The 14247-nt window shown below is 75.7% G+C and carries 11 protein-coding genes; 4 read left to right on the top strand and 7 right to left on the bottom strand.

Annotated elements, in window-relative coordinates:
• Positions 1 to 165: 165 nt before the first annotated feature.
• Complete coding sequence (locus tag ACWIYF_RS05425; protein ID WP_448627095.1) at positions 166 to 2184, bottom strand: ATP-dependent helicase; 2019 nt, start codon at positions 2182 to 2184, stop codon at positions 166 to 168.
• A 156-nt stretch (positions 2185 to 2340) separates the two neighbouring features.
• On the opposite strand from ACWIYF_RS05425, the gene ACWIYF_RS05420 reads away from it, so the two are divergent.
• The 3 genes from ACWIYF_RS05420 (at position 2341) to ACWIYF_RS05410 (ending at position 4039) form a co-directional block, all read left to right on the top strand.
• The gene (locus tag ACWIYF_RS05420; protein WP_448627094.1) at positions 2341 to 2613 is read left to right on the top strand and encodes a mycoredoxin; all 273 of its coding nucleotides are present in this window, start codon (positions 2341 to 2343) and stop codon (positions 2611 to 2613) included.
• A gap of 110 nt (positions 2614 to 2723) precedes the next feature.
• Complete coding sequence (locus ACWIYF_RS05415) at positions 2724 to 3392, top strand: ANTAR domain-containing protein (protein ID WP_448627093.1); 669 nt, start codon at positions 2724 to 2726, stop codon at positions 3390 to 3392.
• A 95-nt stretch (positions 3393 to 3487) separates the two neighbouring features.
• Complete coding sequence (locus tag ACWIYF_RS05410; protein ID WP_448627092.1) at positions 3488 to 4039, top strand: uridine kinase; 552 nt, start codon at positions 3488 to 3490, stop codon at positions 4037 to 4039.
• Here the strand turns inward: ACWIYF_RS05410 and nudC are convergent.
• From nudC to ACWIYF_RS05385, 5 genes are read right to left on the bottom strand one after another with little or no spacing between them, the layout of a single operon-like run.
• Positions 4036 to 5004 (bottom strand): NAD(+) diphosphatase, encoded by a 969-nt coding sequence (nudC, locus tag ACWIYF_RS05405; RefSeq protein WP_448627091.1) that lies wholly within the window; start codon positions 5002 to 5004, stop codon positions 4036 to 4038. The genes ACWIYF_RS05410 and nudC overlap by 4 nt on opposite strands.
• Positions 5001 to 6368, bottom strand: a complete 1368-nt coding sequence (locus tag ACWIYF_RS05400) for a M16 family metallopeptidase (RefSeq protein WP_448627090.1) — start codon at positions 6366 to 6368, stop codon at positions 5001 to 5003. Before ACWIYF_RS05400 ends, nudC begins: the two co-directional genes overlap by 4 nt.
• Positions 6365 to 7675: a M16 family metallopeptidase gene (locus ACWIYF_RS05395; RefSeq protein ID WP_448627089.1), complete on the bottom strand. Its 1311-nt coding sequence runs from the start codon at positions 7673 to 7675 to the stop codon at positions 6365 to 6367. The genes ACWIYF_RS05400 and ACWIYF_RS05395 overlap by 4 nt, the downstream gene beginning before the upstream one ends.
• Positions 7676 to 7730: 55 nt before the next feature.
• Positions 7731 to 8612: a DUF2510 domain-containing protein gene (locus ACWIYF_RS05390; RefSeq protein WP_448627088.1), complete on the bottom strand. Its 882-nt coding sequence runs from the start codon at positions 8610 to 8612 to the stop codon at positions 7731 to 7733.
• A 48-nt stretch (positions 8613 to 8660) separates the two neighbouring features.
• Entirely contained in the window at positions 8661 to 10073 is a 1413-nt protein-coding gene (locus ACWIYF_RS05385) for a M20/M25/M40 family metallo-hydrolase (protein WP_448627087.1), read from the bottom strand.
• Positions 10074 to 10119: 46 nt separating this feature from the next.
• On the opposite strand from ACWIYF_RS05385, the gene ACWIYF_RS05380 reads away from it, so the two are divergent.
• Entirely contained in the window at positions 10120 to 10968 is an 849-nt protein-coding gene (locus ACWIYF_RS05380; RefSeq protein ID WP_448627086.1) for an alpha/beta fold hydrolase, read from the top strand.
• 2 nt (positions 10969 to 10970) lie between these two features.
• Here the strand turns inward: ACWIYF_RS05380 and ACWIYF_RS05375 are convergent, their stop codons facing one another.
• Complete coding sequence (locus tag ACWIYF_RS05375; protein ID WP_448627085.1) at positions 10971 to 14234, bottom strand: ATP-dependent helicase; 3264 nt, start codon at positions 14232 to 14234, stop codon at positions 10971 to 10973.
• Between the last annotated feature and the right edge of the window lie 13 nt (positions 14235 to 14247).

The raw sequence follows: 14247 nt of genomic DNA, 5'->3' as shown, positions 1-14247 counted from the left end.
TGCGCGGCCTGGCGGCCGTCTGGGGTCTGGACGCTCGCGGAGGTCTCCCCGAGCGCAGACAGCACAGTAGGGGCCGGGCGTTGTGACGGTCAACGCAATTAACGGGGTGTTCCCCGAAGAGGACGAGGAATCGGTCCTGCGCCGTCTCGTCGTCGCCCTGCGCGGTCAGCCGCTCACCGTGGCGAGCACGTCCTCGCCGTAGAGCTCGAGCTTGCGGGCGCCGATCCCGGGCAGGCCGGAGAGCTCGCGCAGGCTGGCCGGCCTGCTCTCCGCGATCGCCTGCAGGGTGGCGTCGGTGAACACGACGTAGGCGGGCACCGAGGCCGACTGGGCGGCCTGGCTGCGCCAGGCCCGCAGCCGCTCGAACAGCTCCCCCGCCTCGCCCTCGAGCACGACCTTCGGTTTCTTCGCCGTCCGGCGCACCGGTGGCGCGGTGGGTGCGGACTCCGGCGCGAGCCCGGTGAGGAACCGGCTGCGCGGACGGGCCCGCCGCCCGCCGGGGTTGCGGGAGAGCGACCAGGAGAGGGTGAGCTGCTCCCGGGCGCGCGTGACGGCGACGTAGAGCAGCCGCCGCTCCTCCTCCACCGCCTCGGGCCGGGACAGCGACTGCGCGATCGGCACCACGCCGTCGACCAGGCCGACGACGAAGACGACGTCCCACTCCAGTCCCTTGGCGGCGTGCATCGACGCGAGGGTGACGCCCTGCACCGTCGGCGCGTGCTGGGCGTCGGCGCGCTCGGCCAGGTGCGCGACGAAGCCGGCGAGGTCCAGCGACGGGTTCTCGGCGACCAGGTCGACGGCGAGGTCGACGAGGGCCGCCAGCGACTGCCAGCGGTCGCGGGCCGCGCCGCCGGGGGGCGGGCGGTGCTCCACCCAGCCGGTGGAGGCGAGCACGTCGCGCACGGCTGGCACGAGCATGCCGGGGTCGTTGCCGCCGGCCGCCGCTCCGCGCAGCAGGACGATCGCCTCGCGGACCTCGGGCCGCTCGAAGAACCGCTCGCCGCCCTTGAGCACGTAGGGGACCCCGGCGTCGGTCAGCGCGTTCTCGTAGACCTCCGACTGGGCGTTGATCCGGAACAGGACGGCGATCTCGGCGGCCGGCATGCCGGCGTCGATCAGCGCCCGGCAGCGGGCGGCCACCGCGGCGGCCTCGGCCGGCTCGTCGGGGTGCTCGCGGAACACCGGCTCGGGGCCCTCGGCGCGCTGGCCGAGCAGCCGCAGCCCGGGCAGGCCCCGGCGGCGCGGCGCCTGGCCGATCAGCTTGTTGGCCAGCCCCACCACCTGCGGCGTGGAGCGGTAGTCGCGCTCGAGCTTGACCACCTCGGCGTCGGGATAGCGGTCGGCGAAGCCGAGCAGGTAGTCGGGGTCGGCGCCGGTGAAGGAGTAGATCGTCTGGTTCGGGTCCCCGACGACGCACACCTCCGCGCGGCCGCCGAGCCACGCGTCGAGCAGCCGCTGCTGCAGCGGGTTGACGTCCTGGTACTCGTCGACGACGAAGTGCCGGTACTGCGCGCGCACCTGCCGGGCGACGTCCTGGTGCTCCTCGAGCGCGTAGGCGGTGACCAGCAGCAGATCCTCGAAGTCGAGCACACCCTCGCGCTGCTTGGCCGACTCGTAGCCGGCGTAGACCGCGGCGACGGCGGCCGCCTCGAAGGGCGGCTCGCGGCCGGCGGCCTGCGCGCGGGCCGGGTAGTCCTCCGCCGTGGCGAGGGTGGTCTTGGCCCACTCGATCTCGCTGGCCAGGTCGCGCAGGCTGGTGCGGTCGGTCGACAGCCGCGACCGCGAGGCCGCCGAGGCCACGAGCCGCAGCTTGTTCTCGACCAGGCCGGGCATCGGGCCGCCCAGCACGCGCGGCGCGAAGTAGCGCAGCTGGCGCATCGCCGCGGCGTGGAAGGTGCGCGCCTGGACGCCGCCGACCCCGAGGCTCGCCAGCCGGCCGCGCAGCTCGCCCGCGGCCCGTGCGGTGAAGGTCACGGCGAGGACCTGCTCGGGCACGAACGCGCCGAGGTGGACCCCGTAGGCGATGCGGTGGGTGATGGTGCGGGTCTTGCCGGTGCCGGCGCCGGCGAGGATGCACACCGGACCGGAGACCGCCTGCGCCGCGGCGCGCTGCTCGTCGTCCAGCCCGGCCAGCACCGCCTCCGCACCGGAGACGGTGCCCGTGTCCGCGCCGATCTGCGGCATCCCGGCTCCCCTCTGCTCACCCTGCCGACTGCGATCCTCCCAGCCTCCGGTGACATCGCCGGGAAGCATCCCCAGGGGAGTCGTGTTGCCCTTTCGGGTATCCCGGGCGCACCCCGGGGTGGACCCACGCCGAACCATTAGGGAGGATCCCCACCGATGTCTGCCGCTGCGTCCGCCGTGACGATGTACACCACCACCTGGTGCGGATACTGCGTCCGGCTCAAGAAGCTCATGCAGCGGGAAGGGATCGAGTACGCCGAGGTCGACATCGAGGTCGACGAGTCGGCGGCGGACGTCGTGATGGCCGCCAACGGCGGCAACCGCACCGTCCCTACCCTGGTCTTCGCCGACGGCACGGCCCTGACCAACCCCAGCATCGACCAGGTCAAGAAGCAGCTCGCAGAGTCATCGAGGTTGAACGGCGCGTGATCCCCGGTCCCCGGCCCCCGAAGGGGCAAGATCGCATCGTTGCGGGCCGTGACCGCGGTCGCGCGTCGGTCCGGTCCCTGCGGCCGGGACAACCGGTGGAGGTCCCCGGGATGAGCACGCGCAGCGAGCGCACGAGCGCCGCTGCGGCGTGCCCGGACCTCGCCGGGCTCACCGGGGACGGCGCGCCGGCCGTGGCGGTCGTCCGCACCTCCCGCGGCTGGTCGGTGGTCTCCCCCGGCGGGTCCGATCCCGTGGCCTCGCTGCTCGAGGGCCTGTCCCTGGCGGACCTGGTCGCCGAGGCGCTCGGCAACCAGCCGGAGCCCGACCGGACGGCGCGCCGCTCCGCGCGCGGCCCGGCCGCTGCCGAGACCGACGCCGAGGACCCGCGGGACGCGCGGATCGCCGCCCTGGAGCGCACCGTCGCCCAGCTGGAGCACGCGCTGGCCGCCCGCGTCTCCACCGAGCGGGCGATCGGGGTGCTGGCCGAGCGCCAGGGCATCAGCCCGCGCGCGGCCTTCGAGTCGCTCCGGACGTCGGCCCGGTCCTCGGGCCGCCCGGTGCACGAGCTGGCGCGTGAGGTCCTCGACACCCTCACCGACGGTCCGGCCGCTGCCGAGACCCGCGTGTCGGAGCGGGCGACCGCCGCACCGGGCGTGGTGGTGGCCGGCGTCCCCGTGACGCCCGGCCCGCGGCCGCGGTCGTCCTTCTCCCGGCGCGTGGAGCACACCCGCACCCGGCAAGGCGCCGCTCCCGGCGCCTCCGGGGACGGCCGCTCCTGACCCGCCCGCAACCGCTCACCCCCGCCGCGCTCGCCGAGCGCCTCGCCGCGCTCCTGGCGGGCCTGCCGGCCGAGCCGGGCGCCACCGCGCTGCGCGTGGCCGTCGACGGCCCGCCGGCGGCCGCTCCGGACGAGCTCGCCTCCGCCGTCGCCGCGCACCTGCCGGCACGGGGACGTGCCGCCGTCGTCGTCCCCGCCTCGGGGTTCTACCGGCCGGCGTCGCTGCGCCTGGAGCACGGCAGGACCGACCCCGACGCCCGCTACACCGACTGGCTGGACGCCGGGGCGCTGACCCGTGAGGTCCTCGACCCGCTCGGCCCCGGCGGCAGCGGCGAGTTCCTGCCGGTCCTGTGGGACCTGGCGCGCGATCGCGCGGCGCGGGCCGAGCGCCGGCCGTTGCCGGAGGGCGGCGTCCTGCTCGTCCCGGGGGCGTTGCTGCAGGGGCTGGGGCTGGCCTTCGACGTCGTCGTCCACCTGCGCATGAGCCCGGCGGCCCGGCGGCGGCGGACCCCCGACGAGCAGGCGTGGGAGCTGCCCGCGTTCGACCGCTACGACGCCGAGGTGGACCCCACGGCGCTGGCCGACGCGGTGGTGCTGGCCGACCACCCGGACCGGCCGGCGCTGGTGCTGGCCGGCCGGTTCGGCTAGAGGTCTCCCTCGAGCCAGCGGTCGATGATGTGCCGGGCGATCGAGACCGGCGGGGGCAACGCCCGCGGCCCGCTGCCCGAGCGCAGCTCGTCGCGGGTGAACCAGCGGGCCTCCTCGATCTCGTCCTCGTCGAGCCGCAGCGTGGTGTCGCCGTCGGCACGGGCGGTGAAGCCCAGCATCAGCGACTGCGGGAACGGCCACGGCTGGCTGCCCACGTAGCGGATGTCGGTCACCCGCAGGCCGACCTCCTCGGCCACCTCCCGGGCGACGGCGCCCTCGGCCGACTCCCCCGGCTCGACGAACCCGGCGAGGATGGAGAACCGGCCGGGCGGCCAGACCGCCTGGCGGCCGAGCACGCACCGGTCGCCGCCGTCGTGCACGAGCATGATCACGGCGGGGTCGGTCCGCGGGAAGAGCTCGGCGCCGGTCTCGGGGTCGCGCTGCACCCAGCCGGCCCGCTCGATGGTCGTCGCGGCGCCGGACAGCGGGCTGAAGCGGTTGCGCTCGTGCCACTCGAGGATGCCGACCGCCTGGGCGAGCAGACCGGCATCGAGGTCGTCGAGGTCCGCGCCGACCTCGCGCAGCCCGGTCCAGGAGTCGACCGGGCGGCCGTTGACGGTCAGCGCGCGCTCGCCGCGGACGGCGGCGTAGGGCACGCCGTCGGCCTCCCCGAGGTAGACCGCGCCCACCGGCAGCTCGGGCTGCTCGTCCCAGACGAGCTGTGGCCCCTTCGGGCCCTCGTGCACGGGGACGTTGCGCCGCTCGTCGACGGTGAGCACCCGCACCGACCGGCCGCGGGCAGGATCGGCGAGGTCGCGCATCCGGTGGCCGCGGTCGTGCGCGCTGCGGGACAGGACCGGCAGACGGCCGGTCGTCGCCCGGGTGGCCAGCGGCCAGGCGGACTCGGTCACCGGCGTGGTGGGCGGTGGCGGGTTGTCGGCGGGAGTGCTGCCCGGCGTGGTCATGCCTCGGCCTCCCCCGCGGCGACCTCCACCGGACCGAGGGCCCGCAGCGGCTCGGTCACCTCGCCGGCGTCCCCGACGACGACCGCGGTCAGCGCCGACGGTGACAGGTAGCGCCGCGCGGCCTCCTGCACCTGCTCGACGGTGACCTCGGCCAGTGCCCGCTGGTGCTCGGCGAGCCAGTCGGTGGACAGCCCGGCACCCAGCAGCGCCGACAGCGTGCTGGCCAGCCCGGCGTGCGTCGCCGTCGACAGGGCCATGCTGCCGAGGACGTAGCGGCGGGCGCCGTCGAGTTCCGCCTCGGTCACCGGCGTGAGCGCCATGCGCCCGAGCTCGTACCACGTCTCGAGCAGCGCCGGGCCGGTGACCTCCGTGGCGACGTCGGCCTCGACGAGGAAGGACGACGCGGCCGCGAGGTGGTCGACCGAGCTGCGCGGGCTGTAGGTGTAGCCGCGCCGCTCGCGGATGTTCTCCACCAGCCGCGAGGAGAAGTAGCCGCCGTAGACCATGTTGGCCAGCCGGACCGCGGGCAGGTCGGGATCGGTGCGGTTGGGCGCCGGGCCACCGAGGCGCAGGTTGGACTGCACCGCGCCGGGGCGATCCACGATCTCCAGGGCGCCCGGCGCGACGGCCGGCGTGGGCGGTGCGGCGACCGCCTGGCCCTCGCGGGACCAGCCCGCCAACGCCTCCCCGGCGGCGTCCGTGGCCGCCTGCGGGTCGAGGTCGCCGACGAGCACGAGGGTGCTGCCGGCGGGCAGGACGCGGTCGCGGTGCAGCGTGCGCAGTGCGCTGCTGCTGACCTGGGTCACCAGTTCCGGTGCAGGCAGCTGCAGCGCGTACGGGTGCGAGCCGTAGCGGCGGGCGGCCAGCGCGGTGCGGGCGATCACGCCCGGCTGGGACAGCGCGATCGAGATCCGCTCGGCCACCCGCTCCCGCTCCCCCTCGACCCGGTCGGCCGGGTAGGAGGCGCTGGTGAGCAGCTCGGCCAGCACGCCGAGCACCGGGGCGAGCCCGTCGGGCAGCAGGGTGGTGGAGAACAGCAGCCGGTCGGGGTCGGCGGAGACCGACAGCTCGGCGCCGTGGCCCTGGAGCAGCTGGGCGATCTCGGTCTGATCGTGTGCGGCCGTGCCGAGCAGCACGGCACCGGAGAGGACGGCGGACCGCGCGGTGTGCGTGGCCGCGCTGCGCGCGCTGGAGGCCGCGAACGGGACCCGCAGCCGCAGCTCCACCAGGGGCACGCCCGGCCGCGGGACGACGACGACGCGCAGCCCCGTGGGCAGCACGGTCTCGGTGACCGCGGGCGCGGGCTGCGGCCGTGGCTCGCCCAGCGGCGGGATCAGGGACAGGTCCAGCGTCGGCGCACTCACTTGACACCACCGGTGGCGCGCAGCTCGAGGACCGCTGCGGTGTCGGGCCCCAGCCCCCGCGCGGCGATCTGCACCTGCTCGGGGGTGACCGCGGCCAGCCGGGCGGCGAGCTCCCCGGCCAGCTCGGCGCGGCCGTGCACCAGCTCGGCGGCGGCGAACCCCAGCGTGCGGCCGAGCACCGAGTCGGCCTGGCGGAGCAGCTGCGCCTCGGTGCGGGCCTGGACCCGGGCCAGCTCGTCCGCGGCCACGCCGTCCTCCGCCACCCGGGCGACCTCCTCGTGGATCGCGGTGAGCACCCGCTCCGCCGGCACCGCGGCCGGGTGGTGCACCTGCGTTGTCAGCAGCGTGGCGTCGCGGACGTCGAACGGGTCCCCGAACAGGCCGAGGTAGCTGCTCTGCGCGATGGCGATCCGGTCGTCGTGGATCAGCCGCCGTTCGAGCCGCGAGGCGTCGCCCTCGCTGAGCAGCTCGGCGAGCAGCACCGTGCCGAGGTAGGTGTCGAGGTCGCCCACCGGGTCGGGCACCCGCCAGCCGAGCGCCAGGGCCGGCGCGGGGGCCAGCGGGTCCTCGACGGTGCCGCGGCGCGGCCCCGTGGGCGAGGCCTCTCCGGTCGGGGGCAGGGGCGGCACGTCGCGGGCCGGCACCGGGCCGAACCAGCGGCGGACCAGCTTCTCGGTCTCGGCGACGTCGAGGTCGCCGCCGATGCACAGCACCGCGTTGCCCGGCGCGTAGTACTTGTCGAAGAAGTCGGCGGCGTCCTCGACGGTCGAGGACTCCAGGTCGACGAACGAGCCGTAGCCGTCGTGGGTGTTGGCGAAGCTCTCGAACGCGATCTGCGGCAGCTGCAGCCAGGGGAAGGCGCCGTAGGGCCGGTTGAGCACGTTGACCCGGATCTCCTCCTTGACCACGTCGATCTGGTTGCGGAGGTTCTCCTCGGTGATCGCCGGGGCGGCCATGCGGTCGGCCTCGAGGAACAGCGCGCGCTCGAGCGCCTCGGCCGGCAGCGCCTCGAAGTAGTTGGTGTAGTCCTGGTGCGTCGAGCCGTTGAACGTGCCGCCGGCCGCCTGGACCAGGCGGGCGTGCTCCATCTTCGGCACGTGCGCCGAGCCCTGGAACATCAGGTGCTCGAAGAGGTGGGCGAACCCGGTGCGGCCCTCGGGCTCGTTGCGCATGCCCACGTCATAGAAGACGCTGACCGCCACGACCGGCACGCTGCGGTCGGGCGCGAGGACGACGCGCAACCCGTTGTCGAGCGAGAAGCGCTCCACCGGGTGCCGCAGGGTGAGTTCGGCCCCAGCTGCTGTCACGGTTCCGACAGTAACTGTCGTGCGACCGACGAGTGGGGCCCGGAGGGTCGCGGTGTCACAGCACCTCGACGTCGTCGAGGACCTCGTCGATGACGCCGTAGAGCTCGGCGTGGGTGTTCGGGATCGAGAGGTAGAGCAGCGCGGGCGCGGGGCGGCCGACGTCGACGAGCAGGAGCGCGGCCCGCTCACCGGTGGAGTCGTAGCCGGGCACGTCCCAGGACAGGTCGAACTCGTAGAGGTGCGCCGCGTGGCCGTCGACGGTGCGGGCCTCGTCGCGCAGCACCCGCCGCTCGTTCGGCGCGGGGTAGTAGTTCCGGCGGACGCTGTCGGCCAGCGTGCGCACGGTGCTCTGCAGCGTCGAGGGGCCGGCCCAGCCGTAGCCCTGGCCGACCGGGCCGGAGGTGCACTGGGCGATGAAGACGTCGTACCCGTCGGGCAGGTCCTCCTGCGTGACGAAGTACTGCCCCGCGATGGCGGTCGTCTCGTTCTGCAGCCCGAGGTTCCACTCCAGCCAGTGCTCACCCAGCCACGGGTAGGACAGCCCCGAGGCCTCGTCGAAGATCCGCACGGTGCCCGGCGGGAACGTGGGCCCGGAGGGCACCGGGTCGTCCGGCACGGGCGCGTCCGCCGTCGTCGCGTCGTTCGACCGCCCGACGAGGACGCCGACCACCAGGACGACGACCAGCGCGAGCACGGAGAGCCCGACCACCAGCCCGGCCGGGAACGAGCGGGGCGGCGTCGGTGCGTCCGGGGGCCGGGACGGCGGCGGGGGCGGCGGGGGCGCCAGGACCGGCGAGCGCTGGACGGCGACACCGGGCCCGACGGGCGTCGTCACGTCCGACCACGCCGCGCCGCTCCACCAGCGCACCATGCCCGGCGCGCCGTCGGGGTCGGGATACCAGCCCGGCGCCGGCGCCGCGTCCCCAGGCTCGCTCACGCGTGCACTGTAGGTCGTGCGACCGCCGGGCAGGAGGCCTCGCGGGGGTCAGTCCCGGCGGACGACGGCCAGCTCACGCCACAGGTGGGCGGCGGCCTCCGCGCCCCGGTGGAGCATCGGCAGCAGCACCCGCTCGTTGGGCGAGTGGATGCGGTCGGTGGGCAGGCCGGCGCCGAGGAACACCAGCGGCGCGCCGAGCTGCTCGACCAGGTCGGCCTCCGGACCGCTGCCGCCCTCCTTCATGAACAGCACCTGGTCCGGCTCGCTGTCCCACGCCTGCGCGATCGCGGTCAGCAGCGCGTTCATCCACGGGGAGTCCAGGTCGCTGGCGCACGGCGCGACTCCGCCGGGCGGGGTGTGTACCTCGGCCGCGATGCCCTCGGGCAGGTTGGCCTCGACCCACGCCCGTACCATCGGCCCGATCTCCTCGGGCCGCTGATCGGCGACCAGCCGGAAGGTGAGCTTCGCGTGCGCCTCGGCCGGGATGATCGTCTTGTGCCCGGGGCCGGTGTAGCCGCCCCACATGCCGTTGACCTCGGCGGTCGGCCGGGCGCCGATGCGCTCCTGGGTGCTGAACCCCGCCTCCCCGGTGGCGACGCGGGAGGCGGCCGGGCCGGCCAGCCACTCCCGCTCGTCGAACGGCACCCGGCCCATGAGCTCGCGCTCACGGTCGGACAGGGGGCGGACCTTGTCGTAGAACCCGGGCAGGGTGACCCGGCCCTGCTCGTCGTGCAGGCTCGCCAGCAGCCGGGCCATTGCGTGCAGCGGGTTGGGGACGCCGCCGCCGAAGGAGCCGGAGTGCAGGTCGACGGCGGGCCCGCGCAGGGTGATCTCGGCGTCGGCGAGCCCGCGCATGGAGGTGACCGCGCTGGGCAGGTCGGGCGCGGCCATGCCGGTGTCGCTGACCACGACGACGTCGCAGTCGAGCCGGTCGCGCCGCTCACGGAGCAGCTCGGCGAAGTGCGGCGACCCCGACTCCTCCTCGCCCTCGATCAACAGCTTGACGGTGACCGCGGGGGTGTCGCGGCCGGTGGCGGCGAGGTGCGCCCGCATGCCGAGCAGGTGGAAGGCGACGTTGCCCTTGTCGTCGATGGCGCCGCGGGCGTGCAGCTCCGGGCCGTCCGGGCCCTCGACGAGGGTCGGCTCGAACGGCGGGTGCTCCCAGAGCTCCACCGGGTCCACCGGCTGCACGTCGTGGTGGCCGTAGACGAGGGCGACCGGCGCGCCGGGGTCGGCCGACGGCCACTCGGCGAACACCGCGGGCGCGCCGGGGGTCGGCCAGACCTCGACGGTGGGGAACCCGGTGCGGCGCAGCGCCTCGGCCAGCCACTCGGCGCTGCGGGCGACCTCGGCGGCGTGCACCGGATCGGCCGAGATCGACGGGATGCGCAACCACGCGTCCAGGTCGGCGTGCAGGTCGTCGAGGTGGGACCGGACGTACTCGCGCTCGGGGCTCGTCACGGGCTCCGACCGTAGCGCCGGCCCCGATCCCGGCTAACGTCCGGGCATGCCCGGTGAGCTGCTGAAGGTCGACGTCGGCGACCTGACCTTCGACGTGCGGGTGGACGGCCCCGACGACGGGCGGCCGGTGCTGCTGCTGCACGGCTTCCCCGAGACGTCGCTGTCCTGGGCCAAGGTGACGCCGCTGCTCACCCAGGCGGGGCTGCGCACGTACGCGCCCGACCAGCTCGGTTACTCCCCCGGCGCCCGGCCCGCGGAGGTCGGCGCCTACGCGACGGCCAACCTCGCGCAGGTCACCGCCGACCTGATGACGGCGCTGGCGATCCCGCGCGCCGACGTCGTCGGGCACGACTGGGGCGCCGCCGTCGCCTGGGCGCTGGCTGCCTGGCACCCGGACCGCGTGCGCTCCCTGACGGCCGTCTCCGTGCCGCACCCCGTCGCCTACACGGCGGCCTTCCGCGAGGACCCGGAGCAGAAGGAGCGCTCGGCCTACATCCGGCTGTTCTGGCAGGAGGGCAAGGCCGAGGAAGTGCTGCTCGAGGACGGCATGCGGCGGCTGCGCCGGATGCTCGGCACCGAGGCCGAGACCGGCATCCCCGCCGAGGCGGTCGACGAATACGTCGCCGTCCTCTCCGCGCCGGGGGCGCTGACCGCCGCGCTCAACTGGTACCGGGCCATGAGCTCGGCCACCCCGGTGGACCCCGTCGCGGTGCCCACGACGTACGTGTGGAGCGACGGCGACGTCGCGATCGCCCGCACCGCCGCGGACGGGTGCGCGCAGCACGTCACCGGCGACTACCGGTTCGTCGAGCTGCCCGGGGTCACGCACTGGATCCCGGAACAGGCACCCGAGCAGCTGGCGGCCGCGATCCTGGACCGCATCGCCTCCAGCTGAGGTCAGTACTCCTCGGGCTCCTCGTCGGCGGTGCCGGTCACGAGCGCGAGCAGGCCGGACTCGTCGAGCAGGTCGACCGGGCGCAGGGTCAGGTTCGCCGCGACGTGGTGGAAGCCGGCGCTGACCCGCTCCACCGGCACCCCGGTCAGCCGCGACCAGCCGAGCCGGTACGCGGCCAGCTGGACGCCGACGGCGGCGAGCTCGGCGCCGGTCGGCGGCGGGCCGGTCTTCCAGTCGATGACCTCGAAGCCGCCGTCGCCGTCGGCGAAGACGGCGTCGATCCGGCCGCGCAGGGTGAGCGGGCCCAGCGGCGTCTCGAACGGCACCTCGACCTCGATCGGCTGCCGGTCGGCCCACTCGCCGGCGAGGAAGGCCGCCTGCAGCTCGGCCAGGGCGCCGTCCGGCGCGGCGAGCTCGTCGCCGGAGCCGGGCAGCTCGTCGAGGTCGAGCAGCCGCGCCGAGCCGAACCGCTCCTCGAGCCAGGCGTGGAACGCGGTGCCCCGGCGGGCCTGCGGCGCGGGCGCGGCCGGCATCGGCCGGCGCAGCCGGCGGGCGAGCTCGGCCGGATCGCGGCGCAGGGTCACCAGCGCCGACACCGACAGGTGAGAGGGCAGCGGGACGTCGACGGTCGGGCTGGCGTGCCGCGCCCGCTCGCGCAGCAGCAGGTCGGCGTCGCGCACCCACTGCTCGACCTCGGGGTCGCCGTCCCCGACGGAGCGCGCCGGGTCCAGCGGGTGCGGCACGGCGGCCCGGACCAGCTCGGCGGCGGCGGTCAGGGCGCGTCGCCGTCCGGCGGAGAGCGGGTCGGCCGGCCAGCTGCCGACCGGCCACTCCGCCAGCGCCGGGTTGGTCGCGCCGTCGTCCGGCTGCGGCGCCCAGTGGACGACGTCCCCCGCACCGGCCTCGCAGGCGTCCTTGATCGTCCCCAGCAGTGACGACGGCCCGCACACGTTCTTGCCGTCGCGCCACCAGCTGCCCGAGCAGATCAGCAGGTGCCGGGCGCGGGTGACCGCGACGTAGCCGAGCCGGACCTCCTCGTCGGTGCCGAAGTCGCGCCAGTCCTGCACGTAGTCCTCGAGGGCGGCCTTCACCGCCGCCTGGTCGCCGGTGCTGGGCGGCGGCAGCTTCAGCGCGGGCAGCTCGGCGCGGTCGGTGAGCCGCAGCTCCGCGGGCAGCGCGCCGGGGTCCTTGATCCACGAGTCGCTGGTGTCGGTCTTCGCCGGGAACTGGTCCACGGTCAGCCCGGGGACGGCGACGACGTCCCACTCCAGCCCCTTCGCCGAGTGCCCGGTGAGCAGCTGCACCGCCTCCGGGTTGACCGCCACCTCGCCCGGCTCGAGGCCGCGCTCGCGCTCCTCGGCGTCGCGCAGGTAGCCGAGGAAGGCCGGCAGCGAGGGCAGCTCGGCCAGCTCGACGAACTCGGCCGCGACGGCGTGCAGCGCGTCCAGGTGCGTGCGGGCGCCGGCCGGGCTGACGTCCGGGGCGCTGGCCAGCTCGGTCTCCAGGCCCAGCGTGCGGGCGACCTCGTCGACCAGGTCGGGCAGCGACTCCCCGATCCGCTGCCGCAGGTGGGCGAGCTCCGCACCCAGCCGGCGCAGCCGGCGGTACCCGGCCAGCGAGTACGCCTCCGCCGGGCCCAGGTCGTCGAGCGCCTCGACGATGCTGCCGCGCTCCTGCGGGCCGTCGTCGTCCTGGTGGCGGGCGCGGACCAGGGCCCGCGCCCGGTCGTTCAGCGCGGCCAGGTCGCGCGGGCCGATCCGCCAGCGGGCGCCGGTGAGCAGCCGGCCGAGGGCGTCGCCGGCGGTGGGGTCGACGAGCACGGTCAGCGTCGCGACGACGTCGGAGACCTCCGGGACGGCGAGCAGCCCGCCCAGCCCGACGACCTCGACCGGCACCTCGCGCTCGCGCAGCGCGGTCGCGATGCCGTGGAACTGCTTGCGGGCCCGGGCCAGCACGGCGATCGTCGGGCGCTTCCCCGCGTCGGCGTGCCAGAGGCCGGCCAGCCGGTCGGCCAGCGCCTGCGTCTCCTCCGCGATCGTGTCGTACAGGCCGACCTCGACCGTGCCGGCGCCGGCGGTGGGCGCGGCGGTGAGGTCGGGCAGCGGCTCGGCCGGCTCGGGCAGCATGCCGGCGACCGCGTTGGCGACGGCGAGGACGGCGGAGTCGTTGCGCCAGCTCGTCGCGAGGGTCAGCCGCTCCGCTTCGCGTCCGGCGCGGCCGGGGAAGGTCCGGGGGAAGCGCTCGATGGTGCCCGCCGACGCCCCGCGCCAGCCGTAGATCGACTGCCGGGGGTCGCCGACCGCGAGCACCGGATGGCCGGTGTCGCCGCCGAAGAGCGCCTCGAGCATCCGCAGCTGGCCGACGCTGGTGTCCTGGTACTCGTCGAGCAGCACAACCTGCCAGCGGGCGCGCTCGCGGCGGCCTACCTCGGGGGCGGCGACGGCCACCCGCGCCGCGTAGGCCACCTGGTCGGCGTAGTCGATCGCCCCGGCGGCCCGCTTGCGCGCCTGGAAGCCCTCCACCAGGGGCAGCAGCGCCGCGCGGGCCCGCTGCCGGGCGATCACCTTCTCCACCTCGGCGTAGACGCCCCGCTTGCGGGGGGCGTCGGCGTAGCCGCGGATCCGCCGCTCGAAGTGCTCCGTCCAGGACCCCAGCTGGGCCGGGGTGACGTCGTGCTCCCCCAGCTCGGCGGACAGGGCCAGCACGTCCTCGACGGTGGTCAGCAGGGTGAGGGGGACGTCGGCCATGTCGCCGGTGTAGGCGCCGACCACCGCGGCGGCCTGGCCCCAGCACATGGCCGGGCCGAGCACGCCAGCGCCGGGCTCGATCCCGATCCGCAGCCCGTGCTCGGCAACCAGCGAGGCGGCGTAGCCGTGGTAGGTGGAGACGGTCGGCTGGGCGACGGCGAGCCGCTCGCGGAGCTCCGGGTCGGTCTCGGGATGGCGGGCCAGCGCGCCGAGCCGCAGCCGCACCCGCTCGTTGAGCTCGCTGGCGGCCTTGCGCGTGAAGGTCAGCCCGAGGATCGCCTCCGGCGCGACGACGCGGTTGGCCACCAGCCAGGAGACGCGGGCCGCCATCGTCTCGGTCTTGCCGGATCCCGCGCCGGCGACCACGACCAGCGGCCGGTCGACCGCCGCGGAGACGACGCGGGCCTGCTCGTCCGACGGCGCGTACGACAGCCCGCAGCGCGCGGCGACCTCGGCCGGGGTCAACAGCGCCGGCGGACGCTCGGACTCCTCGGTCTCGGACCCGAAGAGGTCGTCCAACGTGAGCTGTTCA

Source organism: Geodermatophilus sp. URMC 64 (assembly GCF_053502555.1).
The sequence above is the reverse complement of the archived record's forward strand: the minus strand, read 5'-3'. Positions and strand labels throughout refer to the sequence as shown.